The following is a 17,509-nucleotide window of genomic DNA, read 5'->3' as shown; positions in this document are numbered from 1 at the left end:
GGTTCGATGTCTGTTGGAACCCTTTTGGCGATCATCATTGCCATCGTCGTGGTGGTCGGCCTGCTCGCCGTGGCGGCCTCGTACGTCGTGCGTCGCCGACGTCTGCGCGAGCGTTTCGGTCCGGAGTACGAGCGCACGGTCGAGGACGCCGGCAGCCGGCGCGAGGCCGACCGTGAGTTGAGCGAGCGCGAGAAGCGTCATGACTCGCTGGACATCCGGCCGCTGCAGCCCGATGTCCGGGACCGCTATGCGCGGGACTGGGAGAACGTGCAGGGTGAATTCGTGGATCGCCCTGAGGGTGCCGTGCACGACGCGGACCTCTTGGTGACCTCGCTGATGCGTGAACGCGGCTATCCGACCGACAACCTTGCCCAGAAGCTCGCGGATCTTTCGGTCGAGCACGGGCGCACGGTCGAGCACTACCGCGTTGCTCACGACGTCAATGAGCGCAGCTTGCAGCATGAAGCCACGACCGAGCAATTGCGAGGTGCGATGGTGCATTATCGCGCCTTGTTCGACGAACTGCTCTCCGACGGGGGCCGGCGTCGTCACGCTCGGGCCTGACCATTTCCATGTACCGGGATTTCCGGCGTTTTCCGAGCGCAGGAGATCAGGTCGAATGGAGGAGATATGGAACGCGAACGCACAGCCGGCCCCACCGGGGGCGGCCTGTCCACCGACGACCTTGCCGCACCCCGTGAACAGGACACCCGTCAAGAGCCCGCAGAGTCGTCGCAGGCCCCTGAGTATCCCGGCGAGTCCACCGAGGCGGCGACGGAACCCGAGCCGGCGGAAGCGGAGGCTCTTCCTGCGGACGATGAACCCCCGCAGCTGCTGGTGCCGGAGGACGAGGAAGGCTTCCACGCACGCTGGCAGGAGATCCAGAGCCGGTTCGTGGACGACCCGCGGGAGGCGGTCCATGCTGCCGACGGTCTCGTCGCGGACGTGATGCAGACGCTGGCCGCGACGTTCTCCCAGCACAAGAAGGACCTCGAGGGCCAGTGGAACCGGGGCGAGGAGGCGGACACCGAGGACCTGCGCATGGCCCTGCGCAAGTACCGTTCGTTCTTCAACCGCTTGTTGTCGAGCTGAACACCGGCAGACCGCGCGGCTCCTTGACCCGCTTCATGATGATCTGGGAGTTGACCTCGGTGACACCGGACAGTGCGGTCAGCTTCTCGATCCACAGCCGCTCGTAGGCGCGCAGATCTGCCACCGCGATGCGCAGCAGGCATCCCGGGCTCCCGAAGAGCCGGTACGCCTCGATGATGTCGGGGATCTCCTGAAGGGCCGCCTCGAAAGCCTCGACCACCTCACGGTCGCGCTTGACCTCGATGGAGACGAGCACTTCGAAACTCCTCTCGACCGCCTCCGGGTCGATGACCGCCCGATAGCCCTGGATCACCCCGTCCTGCTCCAGTTGCCGGACGCGGCGCATGCACGGTGAGGGGGTCAGGCCGACTCGCTGGGCGAGTTCCTGATTGCTGAGCCGCCCGTCGTTCTGGAGCTCGCGCAAGATTTCTCGGTCGATCTCATCCATGACGCAATCATCCACTACGGATGTGGCTGACCGGGGTGAAATTGGCGATCAAATTGCGGGCCAAGGCTCCTATCATTGCCAGAGCTGCTCCGGTCATCCCCGGATCAGGCATGGGGGCGCAGCCGGGCCGGTGCCACGAGCGGGGCCGGGCCGCGTGCCCGTCGAACGTGCCGCATCACCGGCGACAACGACGAGGAGTGGGCACTGTGGGACGGATCGTCGTCATCAGTACCGGCGGGACGATAGCCAGCCGCTGGCAGGGGTCGGGTTTTGCCGCTGACGCGCGCGGCCAGGAGGTCATGGCGACCGCCGCGGTGCCCGAGGGCGTCACCATCGAGGTCGTCGACCTGTTCAGCGTGAACAGCCCCCGCCTCACCACCGCCCATCAGCTCACCTTGCTGCACACGGTGCACGAGGTGCTCACCGACCCGGGCGTGGACGGCATCGTCGTCACCCACGGCACCGACACCCTGGAGGAGTCGGCGTTCCTGGTCGACCTGCACCACGACGACCCCCGCCCGGTGGTCTTCACCGGCGCCCAGCTTCCGCTCGACGCGGCCGACGGCGACGGGCCGGGCAACCTTCACGACGCGCTGCTGACCGCCGCCACGACGCGCGGTCTCGGCGTACTCGTCGCCTTCGACGGCAAGGTGCACCCGGCCCGCGGCACCATCAAGACGCAGACGCTCGCCTCCGACGCCTTCGGCGACCCGTCCGGCGCCCGTATCGGGAACGTCGGATTCGGCCGGGTCTCCGTACTGCGGCATCCCCAGCGCCCCGCCGGGCTGGCGCTGCCGGGTATGCCCGGCACCCTGCCCCGTGTCGACATGGTCATGCACCACGCCGACGCCGACCCGCTGCTGCTGAACGCGGCCGTGGACGCCGGGGCCCAGGGAATCGTCCTCGTGGCCACCGGCTCCGGCAACGCGACCCCCGAGATCGCCGAGGCCGTCGCCTCCGCGACCGCCCGCGGTGTGCTCGTCGCCCTGACGACCCGGGTCCCGTCCGGACCGGTCGCCGAGATCTACACCCACGGCGGTGCGGTCGACCTCGTGGCCGCGGGAGCCGTGCCGACGGGCACGCTGCGCGCCGGCCAGGCCCGGATCGCCGTGCTCACCGCCCTGCTCGCCGCGGCCGACCCGCAGGAACAGGACCGGGTACTGCGGCACGCGCTCGGCGAGGCACTGCCCGCAGGCGCCGACCCGGCCGTAGAGCTCGTCGAGGCATAGGCCCGTCCGAGGCCGGGCAACCCGAACCAGCCGACCCGGACCTGGCCACCGCCCGTCGCCTGCGCGCCGGTCAGACGTCGTCGCGCACGAGGCTGACGACCTGGTCGGCGATCGTGTCGAGGATGTGCGCCGCCGCACTGTCTTCGCCGAGAACGAGGAAGTTCAGGGTCAGTCCGTCGGTCATGACCGCCAGATAGCGGGCCAGCACGGGGACGGGCACGCGGAATTCGAACTTCATGCTGTGACGGAGCTCTTCGATGAGTTCGGTGTAGGTGTCGGAGTACAACTCGTACTGCCGTCGCGCCAGATGTTCGAACCCCGGCTCGCGCAGGGCGTACTGCGTGAGTTCGTAAGTGAGCATGTGTTCCCCCGGATTGGCGGACACATGGTCCCAATAGGCCTGGAATCCCGCCCGGATGGTCTCCCGGAGGGTGGCCTTCGGCCGGATGGCCTCCTTCACCACCGTGAGGTAGTGATCGGTGATCGCCGTGATGACCGACTCCAGCAGGGCCTGCTTGGAGTCGAAGCAGTAGTGGAAGACACTCAGTGAGACGCCTGCCTCGGCGGCGATGGACCGGGTCGTCGTCCTGGAGACACCGTCGCGGGTCATCGCACGGATCGCTGCCTCGATCAGCTGACGGCGACGCTCGGCCGATCGCATGCGTGCCATGTGGTTCCCTTCGCTCCGGTGCTGTGCTGTGCTGTGCCGTACTGTGCCGCGTCACGCGGCCGGGGCCGGCCGGATCAGGAGAGCTGATCCGGCCGGCCCCGGCCCATGGGCACTGGATCGTGGCGTCAGCTGCTGTAGACGCCGACCTCGTGGAGGGAGTAGCCCCATTGGGTGCCGCGCTCCACCCCGTGGACGCGCACGTAGCGGGCCGGTGTTCCGGTGAACCGCGCCGTGTCCAGGCCGCCGTCCCCGGCGGTCGTGGACCACACTGACTGCCAGTTCGTCCCGTCGGCGGAGACTTCGATGCGGTACGCCTTCCCGTAGGCGCGCTCCCAGTTGAGGGTGACGCGCTTGATCAGGCTGGGGGCTTTGAGGTCGATCTGCAGCCACTGGTCGTTGCTCCAGTCGCTCGCCCAGCGGGTGCCCGCGTTGCCGTCCACGGACCTGTCGGGTGCGTAACTCGTGAACAGGCTCCACTCCGACGAACTGGCCGATGCGGACGCGCCTGCGGCGAGGTTCACCCCGGCCTTGTGGTTCTCGGAGGACGCCCAGGTGTCGAGGTAGGACTCGGCGCCCCGGAAGAGGTCGTCCACGACACCCTGGCCGCCGACGATCCGTATGTCCTCCAGCCAGTCCGGGACCAGACCGTAGTGCGCGGCGCCGTCGGTGTTGAGGTCCCAGGTGCGCTCACCGGTGGTCTGCCTGTCGATGACGGAGCCGCCGTCGGCGCTGCGGAAGGGGTACCGCACCGGGTTCGGGGTGTCCGCGCCACGGGGGCCCGGCCAGCCGCCGACGCCGTTCATGTCGGTGCCGTAGCCGTAGCCGACGTTGTACTTGTCGCGCAGCGCGTCCGTGCGCTTCGACTCCGCGCTGAATCCCTCGGCGCCGTGCATGTACTGGGCGATGAAGCCGCCGAGACGGTAGACCCGCTCGGTCCAGTTGAGGTCCATCCAGCTGTGCGAGGAGATCACACCGGGATACGACTCGGACTCGAAGATGTCGAAGGCCCGGCCCGCGGCCTTGACGCTCATATGGTCGATCTCCAGCATCATCTTGCGTTTCATCATGCCGCGCACGGCGTACTCGCCGAGCGCCGTGAGCCCGCGGGTGTTGCACTGCGCGTCCGCCGCGTACGAGGGGACCTCCACGCCCTGCGGCAGTTTCTTCTCGGCCGCGGCCGCCGGGGCGATGCCGATGGGGTTGTCGTGCTGCGGCCCGGTGCACTTCTCCGTCTTCCAGAAGGTGCCGGTCGACAGGAACTGGCCGACGTTGATCGCCGTGCCGAGGGTGCCCGAGTCGAACCGGACCCCGCACAGGGCGTTGTCGAACTTGTGGCAGAGGAACATGCTGCGGACGCCGAGCTTGTGCAGCTCGTCCAGGCCGCGGTCGATGTCGTCCTTGCCGCACTGCGCGACGTCCAGGATCTGCTTGCAGCCGAACGGCTCGGAGGTCTCGACCCCCAGGACGACGGCCAGTTTGCCCTGCTGGACGACCTCGCGGGCCTGCGCGCTGTCCGTGACGATCCGGAACCAGCCCTTGCCCGGGCCGCCGTACATCCTGTCGATGTAGGCCTGCATGTCGTACGTCTTCTGCGCCTGCAGGCGGATGGAGGTCATCTCGTCGCAGCTGCGGTCCTTGAAGAAGTAGACCGAGCAGATGACGCCGTTGGTGACGAGGTCGTTGACCATCACCCGCTGGCCGCCGCGCCATGCCCGTTCGACCCAGGCGTAGTAGTTCTGCTGGTGGGTCAGCGAGTCATGGGCGGGCCAGTCCTTGAACGTCGGCCATCCGTCGGGGTCGTGCCTGCCGTCGCCGCCCTTGGTGATGAAGTCGAAGACCGCGAGCGAGCCGTCGGGGTAGTGCTCGGGACAGTCCTTGAGCGCATCGGCGATCCCCTGCTCGGAGAAGGTCTGGCCGCAGATGAGCCGGCCGCCGAAGGCCTCGTTGGACATCAGGTGGTTGTGCGCGTCGACGAAGCCCCGTACCTGTCCCTGGGAGTCCGTCCCCTTGAACGGTTCGCCCGTGACATTGATCTGGGAGTCGGGCGCCGGCCGTGCCGCCGGGGTCCACCAGTCGGACTCGGCCGAGTAACTGGGCGCTGTGCCGAGGACCATGGCCACCACGGTGAGGAGCAACGACAGAACCGCGATGGGCCTGCGGGGGCGGTGCGAGTGTCGAGTCATCGTCATCACTCATGCCTTCGGTGAGCGGATGGTCCGGTCGATGAGCCGAGGCCGTCCGGGGTCACGCGTTCCCAAGGGATTGTCATGACCCGAGCAATTAGTGGGACGAGAATCGCGACTATCACACAAGGAGTCAATAGTCCGGGACGGATGACCTGATGGCTCGGTGCGGCAATCGGACCCACCGGGCGCGCGATGGGATCGACGGCGTGATCCGCCGTCCCGATCCGGTGGGATGCGAGGAGAATCGGGCCCACCGGGACGTGGGGCCGGTGCGCCTGCTCGATGGTCAGGTGAGGGCTGCGGCCAGAAGCGCGGCAGTCTTGCTGATCAACGCCTCGTCCGCCGGTGCATCGGCCTGCGGCTTGGTCGAGAGGACGGCCATCACGATCGGATCCCGGCCGGACGGCCAGGTGATACCCACGTCGTTCGTTGTGCCGTAGCTTCCGGTTCCGGTCTTCTCGGCGGCCGTCCAGCCTTCGGGAAGGCCTGCTCGCAGGCGCTTGGCGCCGGTCGTGTTGTCCAGCAGCCATCCGGTCAGACGGTCGCGGTGCCGCGGCTCGAGAGAGTCCCCGAGAGTGAGCCGCGCGTAGGTCCTGCCGATGGCGTGAGGGCTGGTGGTGTCGGTCACGCGCCCCGGTTCCGCCGAGTTCAGCTCGGGCTCCCACCGGTCGAGCCTGGTCACGCCGTCCCCGACGGAGCGGCAGAAGCGGGTGATCGACGTCGGTCCGCCGAGCTCACCGAGCAGGAGGTTCGCCGCAGCGTTGTCGCTGTAGGAGATGGCCGCGGCACACAGCTCCTCAACCTTCATGCCATGGGCGAGGTTCTGCTCCAGTCCGGTGATCGGGGCGTAGCCGGACTTCACGACGTCGCTCTCCGTGTACCGGATCCGCTGTGAGAGATGGTCACCGTTCTTGTCGAGGTCTCTCATGACGGCGGCAGCGGCGACCGTCTTGAACACCGAACACATCGGAAAGCGTTCGTGCCCGCGGTGGAGAACGGACCTGCCGGTCCTCGTGTTGCGGGCGAACACCCCGAGCCGGGCACCGTGCTCCCGCTCGAGGTCGCAAAGCTGCCTGGAGACCGCGTCGTTCCGCGGCGAAGCCGCGTACGCCGCAGCCGGCCTGGGCATGCCGGCCACCGCTGCCCCGACCCCGCAGACCAGGATGGCGCGGCGGGACATCCGTGCCGCCTCGTTCGGCTCCACGACTCTGCTTCCTCTCGACGGGTCCCCCTGCTGTTGCAGACGGTGTGGGAGGGTCTCGGGTTCCACCCGGGGCGCGCCGGGCGTGATCGGGGCGAACGCGCCCAGCGCGAGGTGAGCGCGGTGCCCCGTCGAACGGGCGATCAGCCGTTTGAAGCCGTACCGCGCGGTCGCCACTCGCTACGGCAGGCGCGGCTACGCCTTCCTCGGGACCGCGACCGCCGCAGCGCTCGTCATCTGGCTACGAACATGATCGACCGGACAGGTCCGGCTCTGTCGGCGCGCGGGGTGCCCCCGAATCGTGTTGGTGGACGGGCGCCCTCGCTGCCTAGGATCCGACGGTGAACACCAGGACACCGGATCAGCCCTTCCAGCGTGCCGTCGCGCGTGCCGACGCGGGATGGCTGTCCTGCCATGTCGACGCGCACACCTGCCCGTTGGAGCAGGTGCGGTGTCTGCTCGCCCACGAGAGCGAGGCTCTGCGGGATCTGGGACTGACCCTGCTGGCCGAGCGCGCCTGCGCCGACAGCGGCGGTGAAGCGGCGGAGCAAGCGGATCTCCTGGACCTGGTGCCCGGTCCGGATCCCGGGCACCCGGAGCGCGCGCTCGCCGTCGCGAGGCTGTACGAACGGCTGGGACCGTACCTCGGTGGGCGCCCCTGGCCGGCGTGGCGCGACGCGGGCCTCCCGGAAGGGGTACGTGTCGCCTGGCTGCGCGCCGAGTTGCTGAACGAGCCTGCCCTCGCCGGGCGCGAGGCGCCCGGCGAACTGCTCCACCAGGCGGTGCACTCGACCGACGCCCGCGACGCCCATCGGCCCGAGGAGCTCGTACGGGAGCTGGCGGGCAGCGCCGATCCGGTGCTGCGTGCCGAGACGCTGCGCCTGGTGCGGCAAGGGCTGCATGCGGGCGTGCTGGCGCCGTCCGGGGCGCGTGAGCAGCTGGCCGCACTGCTGGAGGCCGCGGGGACCGGCAGTACCGCTGCCGACATCCTGCGCGAACTCACCGAGCCGTGGGCCGCACTGGATCCGCTGCCCGCAGGGACGTTCGCCTCGTTCCTCGCCGCCGGGCAGGACGGCGCGGCGGACCGTGCGGCCGGGGCGGCGCTCGCCGCCGCGGCACACCACGGGCACGACGAACTGCTCCGGGCGGTCGTCACCGACCCGGACCGCGCACCGCGGCTGCGGCAGCACGCGATGGAGCTGCTCGGTGAACGGGCCGAGCGCGGTGACATCGGCGAGCTGACGGCCGTCGCCCTGCGGGATCCGCTGCTGTTCGGCAACGCGGCGACGGCATGCCTGCGCGCGCTCCACCGTCGCGGCCACTTCCCTGGCGGCGCGGACCTGCCGTCGGTCGTGGGCCTTGCGCTGGCCGACGTCTCCGTCCCGGCGGACGATATCGCCACCGTGCTGTACACGTGCCGGACCGAAACGGTGCGACTCCTGGCGGACGCACCCATGGACGACCCGTCCTGGCCGCGGCGGCTGGAGTTGCTCACCGCGCTGGTCCGCCAGGGGGTGGACACGCGGCCGATCGGCGAGTTGGCCACCGCGATGCTCTCGGTGACGCACCGACCGGCGCCGTTCCTGGAGGCGATCCGCGCGCTGCGGTACACGGACGCCGAGGAGACGGTGATCGAAGTACTGCGGGACGCCCCCGCGGTGGCGCTGGAAACCCTGGAGGCCATCGGAGGGGAACGCACGGTACAGGTACTGGCCGAGGGGCTCGGACTGCCCGCGGATCCGGATGACCCTTCCGTGCACGTGGTCGCGCCGCATCTTCGTGCGGTACGCCATCGGGCGCTGGAGCTCCTGTGGCACCTGAACCGGGATCCGCGACGGCGCCGCAGCCTGCTCCGCCGACTTGATCCGGTGGAGCTGCCGGCTCGTGTCTCGGCCGATCTCGGCGCGCCCGACGAGGACGAACTCGCCGTTCTGTGCGCGCACATGGATCCGTCCGACCCCGTCGCCGCGCTGTGCCGGCTGGCCGCCCACGGCAGCGCGGGCACGGTGCCTGCCCTTGCGGACCTGCTGCTGCGCGTCGTGGGCGAACTGGTCGCCGCCCACGAGCCGGGAGGTTCCGAGGAGCATGCCGCCGAGCCTTTCGTGCCCGAGGCGGTGGCCGACGCACTGCGTGCGATGGGCCGCAGGCTGTACGGGCGGGCGAAGATCCGGCCGGCTTGTCTGCTGGACGCGCACGGCGCCGAAGAGGCGGGTCACGCGTTCGTGGCCGGCACGGTGCTGGACCTGCTGGACCGGCCCGGACTGGCCGACGGCGAACAGGCCGTGCTTCTGGAACTGTTGAGGCGCTGCCCGTACAAGGGCACCCGCCCGCGTGTGCACCGCCTGCTGCGCCACCGTGACCGGCACGTGCGCAAGCATGTGATCGCCCTGCTCGCGCAGGACGCGGCGGGTGACGGCGCCCTGGCGCTGTCGGCGTCGCTGATCTCGCTCACTGCCGCACCCGACGTGCAGACCGTACGGCAGGCGCTGACGGCTCTGGGCCAGGCCCGCGCCCGCTGGGCCTGTGGTGCGATCGCCGCGTGCCTCGGCCATCCGGCCATGAACATCAGGAAGACCGCCGCCGCGGCACTCGTCCGGGCGGGTGCCCCGGAGGCGGTGCCCGCCCTGTTGTACCGGCTGGGGCGTTCGAACAATCCGGGACTGCGGGACACGCTCGTCGAAGCGCTGCACGCCGTGCTGGGCGACGCGTACGCGGCGACACTCCTCGCAGCCGCGGAGGGCACGGAGGACACCTCCGCCCGGACGCTGTTGCTGTCGGCTCTCGACGGCCGGCTTTCCGCCCGGTCACTCGTCGCGCTCGGCCATCAAGGGTCCGTGATCGTGCCCTCCCTGCTGGCGCTGGTGGCTTCCGGCCGTGTCGCGCTGTCCTCGGGAACACCCGCCGACCTGGCCGCTCTTTTCGCCGCGCACGGCGTCGACGGGCCGGCCTCCCCCGGGTCCGGTGTGCACGAGTCGGCGGACGCAGACGCCGTGCTGCTCGTGTCGGACGGGTGGAGCACCGCGGTCGCGCTGCGCCTCGCCGGACGGACCGAGCGGCCGGGGCCGGCACGGCTGCGGGAGTTGCGCCCGCTGCTCGCGGACTGGCTCCATCTTGCCGAGACCGTGCCGGAGACGCGCAGGCAGCTGCTGGGACTCGTTCTGCGGCTGTGCCCGGCGCCGTGGCCGGACGACGAGCGGGCGGTTCTCGTCCGTCACGCCGGTGTCTTCATCGATGCGCTGCCAGGCTCGTCGGGCGAGGAACGCGACGCTCTCGTGGCGATCCTCGAGACCGTCGTCCCCGATCTGCCCCCGTCCCGGCGGCAGTTCGCCGCCGCCGCGGTGCGGATGCCGGCCGGGGACCTGCCCGGGGCCAGGTGCACACTGCCTCTGCTGCGCGCCTCCGGGGCGGTGGTGGGCCGGGCCGACCTCGACCGCAACCTCGCCGCTGCCGGCGTCGCGGCCGATCCGGACCGCGCCGCGGTGGCCGTCCTGCGGGAGGCGTTCGCCTTGGAGCAGCCTTCCGGGACGGTCCCCGCCGGTGCGTGGCATGCGGCCCTGGGCGTCGCACTGCGCACACCGGATGCGCTGGAGTCCTTCTGGGGCGGGCGCGCGGATGCCCTCGGGTCGCGAGAGGTGCTGGGCGCACTGATCGACGCCTGGCCGACGGCCGCGCCCGGTGTCCGGGACGCTCTCCTCGACCGGATGACGCGGCTTCAGCCCCTGGACGCACCCGAGTGGACCCTGACCGAGACGGCTGCCGCGGCACCACCGCCCGCACGGTCCGTACGCGCCGACGACCTCGACCAGCCCCGGTCGTCCGCGCTGTTCGAGCGGCTGACGGCGATGCTGACCGACAGCGATCCGGACCGCCGTGACGAGGCGGGCCGGCGGCTGCTCGCATGGCCGGATCCCCATGCGCGGATGCCGGTGCTGCGGGCCTTTCTCCGCGGCCGTGTCACCGTTCCCGTCCTGGGTCTGCGCGACCTGGGCCTGCCGGCCGGACCGGAGCTGCGGAGCGGGGACATCCTGCCGGACAGGGTCCTGCTCATCGCCCGGGAGCTCGGTGCCTGGGAACTCGTGCCGCTGATCCCGGTGTTGCTGGAGTGGTGGGAGCAGGGTCCGTCCGCCGTACGGCGGGACGCCGCGCTCGCTCTGCGCCGGGTGCCCGCCGACGTGCTCGCCGACGCGCTGGGTGAGCGTCTGGGCGCGGGCGCCTGGGGCGTACTGGATCTGCTGCCGGATCCGCTGCTGCGCACCCCCGCACTGACGCGGGTGATCGAGCGGCTGCGCGCCGAGGGACGTGACGAGGCGGCGGACGGACTGCACCTGGTCGACGGCCCGTTGCGCGGCCCGGACGCTGCACGAGAGGACGCGGCGGCGCTCGCGGCGCTGCGGGAACGGGTTCCGGTGCGGGTCGCCCGCCGGGACGCGTCGCGGCGGGAACTGTTCGACCTCGCCCGCAGCGGCACCCCGGAGCAGATACGCCGTGCGCTGACGCGGCTGGCGGAGGACGACGACGCCACGACCGGTGACGGTGGTCAGGAACTGACAGATGTCATCGGGCAGTTGCTGGGCCACCGCGAGCGCCGGGTCCGGCTGCACGCGCACCGGATCTCGCGGACCCTGCTGGACCGGGAGACCCATCTGCACCACACGTCGCTGCTGCTGGACGACCCGCAGGCGGACGTGAAGCGCATGGCGATCCGTGTCCTGTGCCGGGCCAAGTGGGCTCCCGCGGTGTCCGCGGTGACCGCGCTGCTCGACCACGCGCATCCCGTGGTCCGCAGGGCTGCGGCCGAGGGACTCGTCTCTCTCGGGGAGGCCGCCGTCCCCACACTCACCCGCGCGGCCGCCCGCTCACGCCCCGACAGGCGGCGGCTGTACACGGACGTCCTCGAACGGATCGAACTCGGTTGAGCGAACGATCGATGCCCTCAAGGGCTTCCGGGCCGTGGCCACCCGCTTCGACACGTGGGCGCATGTCCTCCACGGCACCGTGACCGTTGCTGCCGTACGTCTGTGGCGCCTCTCATGACGTGCCGGACAGGACATGGTGGCCTTACCGGAAGCGTTCGGCTTCGCCGGTGTGGTTCGCGTCGTGCGGGCTGTCGGTCATGGCGATCCCTCCGGTCGGTGGGGAGGGGCGTTGCGCGCCTCGGCGGTGGACACGGCACCGACGGCCGGGCCGGCCCCGGCTCCGGCTTCGCGGAGACTCACGGGCGACAGCGCCCCCACCCGCCGGCTTGCAGCGTTTCATGCTGTTTCGGCAAGGTGGCGGACATGGACGAGCTGAACGATGTGCTGGCCGCCGTGGGCCCACGGCTGCGCGAACTCCGCCGTCAGCGCGGATTCACCCTTGCCCGTCTGGCGGAGACGACCGGCATCTCGGAGAGCACGCTGTCGCGACTGGAGGGCGGCGGGCGGCGGCCGAATCTGGAACTGCTGCTGCCGCTGGCCCGCGTGTACGGCGTCCCGCTGGACGAACTGGTCGGGGCGCCGCACACGGGGGACCCGCGCGTGCATCTGCGCCCGGTGCGCCGTCACGGAATGACGTTCGTGCCACTGAGCCGCCGGGCCGGGGGACTGCAGGCGTTCAAACTGGTCATCCCGGCGGAGGGCCCTGCAGCCGATCCCGATCCGAGGACGCACGAAGGGTACGAATGGCTCTACGTGCTCAGTGGCCGGCTCCGGCTGCTGCTCGGTGACCAGGATCTGGTCCTGAAGTCGGGGGAGGCCGCGGAGTTCGACACGCACATCCCCCACTGGCTGGGAGCCGCCGACGCCGCACCCGTCGAGCTGCTGGTCCTGTTCGGCCAGCAGGGCGAGCGGGCCCATCTGCGCGCCCGCTCGGCCTGACGACGACACACGGCTTGGCACCCAGGAGATCACGGCGGGCGACCTGGTGATGCAGGGCCTGGCGGCCGGCAACGTCGATCCCGGGATCCGGCCGGACCTGTCCAGGCCCGTGCACGGCACCGCTCACACCGTGCCTTCAGCGGCGGGCCGCACGAGTGCCCGGGCCAGGACATCGGGCGGGCGTCGCGGACACAGGAATCGACACGCTGCTCGCACGCCGGCACGACATCGAGCTCGCCGAGCAACTCGCGACCGGTGCCGTCGAGCTGTCCGGTCATATATGAGTGCCTCGGGAGCCCTGCGCGACAGGCTATGTGAGCCGGATCTGATTCCCGGAGACGCTGATCTGCTTCGCTTCCAGCGGCCGCTGTGCAGGGCCCTTCGCCACCGAGCCGTCCTCGATACGGAACTTGCTCCCGTGGCACGGGCAGTCGATGGTGCCGTCCGCGACCTTGTCGACCGTGCAGCCCTGGTGGGTGCAGATCGCCGAAAAGGCCTTGAAGTCACCCCGGACGGGCTGGGTCACCACGACCTTCTTGGCCTCGAACACCTTTCCGCCGCCCTCCGGGATCTCGGAGGTGGTGCCCAGCGGTTCGCCCGCGGGCGGCTGGGCGCTGCCGCTCTTCTCGGCCGGCGAGGTGGGTGCGGGGACGAACGACTCACCGCCGTCGTTCTCGTCCCCGTATTTGGTGCAGCCCGCTGCCGCCACAACGGCGGCGCCGGTCACCAGAAGCGTGCGGCGGGTGGTGCCTTCTCTGCTTACGCGGTCACTCATGTCGTCACTCCGAACGTGCGGAAGAACCAGAGCGCGGAGGTCAGCCACGCCATCGTGAGCGTGGCGAAAACCAGCCCGCCGACGATCGGCAGCAGCCACCCCGGCAGCCGCTCCATGCGCAACAGCAACATCTTTGCGCTGAATGCCCCGAAAAAGAAGCAGGCGAAGAACGAGTGCCACAGCGCCCGCGAGGTGGACGTCTGATAGCCGAGCGCGTACAGGCAGTGCACGGCCACGGGCACGGTCAGCAGGAACGCCGCCCGGCCCGACCAGCGGTGCAGTGCGGGCGTCCAGGACGCGGCCCGCAGGCCCGGCATCTGCCCGTACATCGTCAGCGCGGAGACGAGCTGCACGAATGCAAGGGCGAGCGCAGCGGTGGCCAGCCAGGCCTTCACCGCACTCGGGCTGCTGAAACCGGCCAGATTGAAGGCGGTGGCGGACGGACTGTGGAGCTTCCCGTACACCCCGAGGCCGACCGCGACGGCCACGGCGACCAGAGCCGGGACGACAAAGCGCGCCGCCCCGGAGCCGGCAACCCCCTGCGGGGGCACGGACGGGGGAGGGGGCGGAGGCGGAGGCGGAGGGGAGTCGCCGCTCCGCGTGTTCGGGTCCACGTTCATGACGCACCTCGGGGACGCTCAGGGGACGACGGGGCGGGCGGTCAGCTGAGTGCCGTCGACGGTGACGGCACCGGTGGCCGGGTCGATCGGGGGAGCGGCGGCCGGCTTGCCGTCGCGGCTGACGATGCCGACCTGGCTGCCGTCCTGCAGGACGATCCAGCCGCCCTTGAGCTCGGCTCCGCGCACCTGGGCGGCGGCGCGGTAGAGCCCGGACGGCTTGACCGCCTTGTCGGCGGTGAAGGCCCAGTTGCGGTCGCCGATGTCGACCGTTCCGGTGACCTTGCCCCCGCTCAGGATTCCGTCCAGCTTCGCGTTGGTTTCGGCGCTGGTCAGGTGCATGTCGCCGTCCTCCTCCACGGGGCCGCGCATCCAGGCCTCCCGGGTGCGGCCGTCACAGACGTACGCGATGGCCTTGTTGCCGCGGAGCGAGATGGCGACGGACGCGGTGTTGTCGGTCGTACGGCCCGCGTACTCGGTCTGCGGCCCCGCACTCGCGGTAGTGGCCGGGGGCGAGGTCCGCGCCGGGGACGAGGGTGAGGGCGTGCTCGGCCTGGGGCTCGGCGTCGCGCTTGTGGCCGGGCGCTGGCGCGACGAGGGCGCAGGCTCACCGGTCATGGCGTTGAGCGTCAGGATGAACAGACCGAGCACCAGTCCGGCGAACAGCGTGAGCAGTGGTCCTGGGTGCTTCATCGGCGCCTTCCGCAGGGATGCGGGCAGTGAGAACTCCATGCAAACGGACGTGACGCCATGTGTCCACCGGTCGACAATCCGTAGTGGTCCGGGTGGCGGCAGGGTCGGGGGCGGGCGACATCGGCCGTGATCCACTCTTCTCGGCGCGTCGTCCGCTCGCCTGACCGGCCAGGGCGGCTCCCCGCGTCAGCCGCCCGAGCGGCGCCCGGGGCTCAGTACGGTCTCGATGCCGTGCCGGCGTTCGCCGAGGACCCGCTCGCAGGCGGCGGCCTCCGAGGCCGGGCTGAACGCCTCCTGCGGGCGCGGCGCTCTGCGGCGGGCCAGTGCCGCCGCGGTATCGGCCGCCACGAGGTCGGCGTTGACCGCCGTAGCGGCCTGCACCCCGGAAGCCGCGGCCACCGCGACGCCGGCCATGAGGTCGGTGACATTGCCCGCCACCCACACCCCCGCAACCCCGGTGAACCCGTTCGCGTCGGACTCCACGTGATGCCCCACGCCCAGGGGGTGCTCCACGCTCGCCACACCGAGGTCCGAGAGCACCGCGCTGCGCGCTTCGAAGCGCGGTCCCACTGCCAGTGCCCGCACCGGCACACACGTACCCGAAGCCAGCCGCACACCGCACAGGCGGTCGTCGTTCACATCGAGACCGACCACCTCGCCATCGACCACGGCGACACCACGTGCGGCCAGTTGCTCCCACTGTTCCTCGGTCGGGTCGCCTGCCGTGTGCAGGAACAGGGTCACATCCGGGGACCACTGCCGGAACAGCAGCGCCTGGTGCGCCGCGCCCGGACCGGTCGCCAGCACGCCGATCGGCGTGTCTCGCACCTCCCAGCCGTGGCAGTACGGGCAGTGCAGTACGTCGCGGCCCCAGCGCTCACGCAGGCCGGGAACGTCGGGAAGCTCGTCGACCAGCCCCGTGGTCACCAGCAGGCGCCGCGCGCCGTAGCTCCGGCCGCTTCCGGTGACCACGACGAAACGACCGCCGGCCCGGCAGGCGCCGGTGACCAGGTCCGGCACGATCTGCCCGCCGTAGCCGGTGACTTCCTCCCTGCCCGCCCGCAACAGCTCGCCGGGCGGGAGTCCGTCGCGGGACAGGAACCCGTGCACCCCGGAAGCGGGAGCGTTCCGCGGCTCCCCGGAGTCGACCACCAGCACGGAACGCCGGGCCCGGGCCAGAGTCAGCGCAGCGGACAGGCCGGCCACGCCGCCTCCGACCACCACGACATCCATGTCGTCCACGTCATCCACGTCATCCACGTGTTGCTTGTCCGAGTCGGTCATACCGCCACCCTGCGACCCGTACAGCTGCGCGGCAATGTTCTTTGCTGTTTCGGCAAGGCGGCCATGAAGTGCCGCTCCCCACGGCGTCAGGTCCCGTCGGCTGCCGAAGGGCCGGTTCCGCATCGGGACTCAGGTAGTACGGGTTCTCCACGACGCTGCCGCTGACCCACACCTTCGGGTGGGCCTTGACCAACGGGATGATCAGGTTGCCGCACCCCAAGGTCCTGCGCGCAGGGTGCCGCATGCAAACTGGTCGTCGCCCTGCACACCTCATGTGAAGGAACGTCAGATGACCACTCCGGCCGCGCTCGACCTCCAGGTGGGCGGCGGGACGCTGCGCGTCCTGCGCTTCGGCGAGGGACCTCGCACCGCCGTCGCGGCCCACGGAATCACCGCGTCCGGGATGTCCTTCGGAGCCGTCGCCCGCCATCTGCCGCCGGACTGGTCCCTGTTCGCCCTCGACCTGAGGGGCCGGGGCCACAACGCGTCGGCCCAGGGCCCGTACGGCATCGACACCCATGCCGCCGATCTGTGCGCGGTCGCGGAGCGGTGGGGCGGCGGCGCGCCCGTCGCCCTCACCGGCCAGTCCATGGGCGCCTGCGTCGCCCTGCGCGCAGCCGCCCGGCGCCCGGAGCTCTTCGACCGCCTGCTGCTCGTCGACGGCGGCCTGCCACTCCCGGTCCTGCCGGACACCGACCCCGACGCGGTCCTCGACGCGACCCTGGGCCCCGTCATCGCCCGGCTGTCCCGGACATACGAGAGCGACGAGGCGTACCTCGACCTCTTCCGCGCCCATCCCGCCCTCGGCCCGGAGTGGAACGAGGACATCGAGGCGTACGTCCGCTACGACCTCACGGGCCCCGCGGGCGCCCGCCACTCCCGCGCCCAGGAGGGCCCCGTCCGCCACGACGGCCGCGAGCTCCTCACCGCGGCGGCGTCGTTCGGGGAGGACCTGACGGGCCTGACCGTGCCCGCGCGGCTGCTGTATGCGCCGCGGGGCCTGATGGGCACGGAACCGGGCATGCTCCCGGCCGCGCTGGTCGCACACTGGACGGCACAGGTGCCACTGCTGACCGCCGAGCCGGTCCCGGACTGCAACCACTACACGATCCTCATGGGAACAACGGCGAAGACCGTCGCGGACCGCCTTACCCGTGCACCTGACCAGTGGACGTGACCGTCGCCTGAGCGCGCGCGAGGCACGTCCCCGGAAGCACGCCTCCACGGCCCCGCAGCGGCTCACCCGGAGAGTTGAGCCAGGACGAACACGGCGCGCCCGTCACGGCGACCGGGCACCAGGATGAGGGCCGGTACCCGCCCTGAGCCGCCCGCGGCTCCGGGTTCCGGCGGGACCCGGCGCCGCCCCGCCACGGTCCCTCGCCGCAGATCTCGCGGCGCACCGGACAACTGGAAATCTTCCCGGCCACGGCCCCGGCCCATGTCCGCCAGGCCCGCTTGA

14 protein-coding genes and 3 pseudogenes are annotated in these 17,509 nt (G+C 71.1%); 9 read left to right on the top strand and 8 right to left on the bottom strand.

Features of this window, described 5'->3' with window-relative positions; genetic code table 11:
• Positions 1-6: 6 nt before the first annotated feature.
• Complete coding sequence (locus tag ABZ208_RS23275) at positions 7-564, top strand: hypothetical protein (protein WP_356911372.1); 558 nt, start codon at positions 7-9, stop codon at positions 562-564.
• Positions 565-630: 66 nt separating this feature from the next.
• Complete coding sequence (locus ABZ208_RS23270; protein ID WP_356911371.1) at positions 631-1,092, top strand: hypothetical protein; 462 nt, start codon at positions 631-633, stop codon at positions 1,090-1,092.
• Here the strand turns inward: ABZ208_RS23270 and ABZ208_RS23265 are convergent.
• A complete protein-coding gene (locus ABZ208_RS23265; RefSeq protein ID WP_356911370.1) occupies positions 1,070-1,540 on the bottom strand; it encodes an Lrp/AsnC family transcriptional regulator in 471 nt (156 codons plus the stop codon). The genes ABZ208_RS23270 and ABZ208_RS23265 overlap by 23 nt on opposite strands.
• 206 nt (positions 1,541-1,746) lie before the next feature.
• On the opposite strand from ABZ208_RS23265, the gene ABZ208_RS23260 reads away from it, so the two are divergent.
• Positions 1,747-2,769, top strand: coding sequence for an asparaginase (locus ABZ208_RS23260; RefSeq protein WP_356911369.1), 1,023 nt, complete (start codon positions 1,747-1,749; stop codon positions 2,767-2,769).
• Positions 2,770-2,839: 70 nt separating this feature from the next.
• Here ABZ208_RS23260 and ABZ208_RS23255 read toward each other — a convergent pair whose 3' ends face one another.
• The 3 genes from ABZ208_RS23255 to bla form a co-directional block, all read right to left on the bottom strand.
• Positions 2,840-3,439, bottom strand: a complete 600-nt coding sequence (locus ABZ208_RS23255) for a TetR family transcriptional regulator (RefSeq protein WP_356911368.1) — start codon at positions 3,437-3,439, stop codon at positions 2,840-2,842.
• 125 nt (positions 3,440-3,564) lie between these two features.
• Positions 3,565-5,622 carry a discoidin domain-containing protein gene (locus ABZ208_RS23250; RefSeq protein WP_356911391.1) on the bottom strand — a complete coding sequence of 686 codons (2,058 nt, stop codon included), beginning with the start codon at positions 5,620-5,622 and terminating at the stop codon, positions 3,565-3,567.
• A 289-nt stretch (positions 5,623-5,911) separates the two neighbouring features.
• A complete protein-coding gene (bla, locus tag ABZ208_RS23245; RefSeq protein WP_356911390.1) occupies positions 5,912-6,754 on the bottom strand; it encodes a class A beta-lactamase in 843 nt (280 codons plus the stop codon).
• 202 nt (positions 6,755-6,956) lie between these two features.
• Here bla and ABZ208_RS23240 point away from each other — a divergent pair.
• The 5 genes and pseudogenes from ABZ208_RS23240 to ABZ208_RS23220 form a co-directional block, all read left to right on the top strand.
• Positions 6,957-7,079 (top strand): annotated as a pseudogene (locus tag ABZ208_RS23240) (IS5/IS1182 family transposase); the annotation flags it as partial.
• Between the two features lie 88 nt (positions 7,080-7,167).
• Positions 7,168-11,742 (top strand): HEAT repeat domain-containing protein, encoded by a 4,575-nt coding sequence (locus ABZ208_RS23235; RefSeq protein ID WP_356911367.1) that lies wholly within the window; start codon positions 7,168-7,170, stop codon positions 11,740-11,742.
• Positions 11,732-11,860: pseudogene (locus ABZ208_RS23230) on the top strand (IS5/IS1182 family transposase); the annotation flags it as partial. The gene ABZ208_RS23235 and the pseudogene ABZ208_RS23230, both read left to right, overlap by 11 nt.
• A 245-nt stretch (positions 11,861-12,105) precedes the next feature.
• Complete coding sequence (locus tag ABZ208_RS23225) at positions 12,106-12,681, top strand: helix-turn-helix domain-containing protein (protein WP_356911366.1); 576 nt, start codon at positions 12,106-12,108, stop codon at positions 12,679-12,681.
• 4 nt (positions 12,682-12,685) lie between these two features.
• A pseudogene (locus tag ABZ208_RS23220) lies at positions 12,686-12,920 on the top strand (cytochrome P450); the annotation flags it as partial.
• Positions 12,921-12,991: 71 nt separating this feature from the next.
• Here ABZ208_RS23220 and ABZ208_RS23215 read toward each other — a convergent pair.
• The 4 genes from ABZ208_RS23215 to ABZ208_RS23200 all read right to left on the bottom strand — a co-directional run bounded on the left by ABZ208_RS23215 (position 12,992) and on the right by ABZ208_RS23200 (position 15,999).
• Complete coding sequence (locus tag ABZ208_RS23215; protein ID WP_356911365.1) at positions 12,992-13,456, bottom strand: Rieske (2Fe-2S) protein; 465 nt, start codon at positions 13,454-13,456, stop codon at positions 12,992-12,994.
• A complete protein-coding gene (locus ABZ208_RS23210) occupies positions 13,453-14,076 on the bottom strand; it encodes a DUF6529 family protein (protein ID WP_356911364.1) in 624 nt (207 codons plus the stop codon). Before ABZ208_RS23210 ends, ABZ208_RS23215 begins: the two co-directional genes overlap by 4 nt.
• Positions 14,077-14,094: 18 nt before the next feature.
• Positions 14,095-14,766, bottom strand: a complete 672-nt coding sequence (locus ABZ208_RS23205; RefSeq protein ID WP_356911389.1) for a hypothetical protein — start codon at positions 14,764-14,766, stop codon at positions 14,095-14,097.
• 186 nt (positions 14,767-14,952) lie between these two features.
• On the bottom strand, positions 14,953-15,999 hold the full coding sequence (locus tag ABZ208_RS23200) for an NAD(P)/FAD-dependent oxidoreductase (protein ID WP_356911388.1): 1,047 nt from the start codon (positions 15,997-15,999) through the stop codon (positions 14,953-14,955).
• Positions 16,000-16,339: 340 nt separating this feature from the next.
• Between ABZ208_RS23200 and ABZ208_RS23195 the strand changes: the two genes are divergently transcribed.
• On the top strand, positions 16,340-17,227 hold the full coding sequence (locus ABZ208_RS23195; RefSeq protein WP_356911363.1) for an alpha/beta hydrolase: 888 nt from the start codon (positions 16,340-16,342) through the stop codon (positions 17,225-17,227).
• Positions 17,228-17,509 lie beyond the last annotated feature (282 nt).

It is taken from the genome of Streptomyces sp. NPDC006208 (genome assembly GCF_040613775.1).
Taxonomy (GTDB): domain Bacteria; phylum Actinomycetota; class Actinomycetes; order Streptomycetales; family Streptomycetaceae; genus Streptomyces.
Note: the sequence above shows the minus strand (reverse complement) of the source record. Positions and strands in the feature narration are given on the sequence as shown.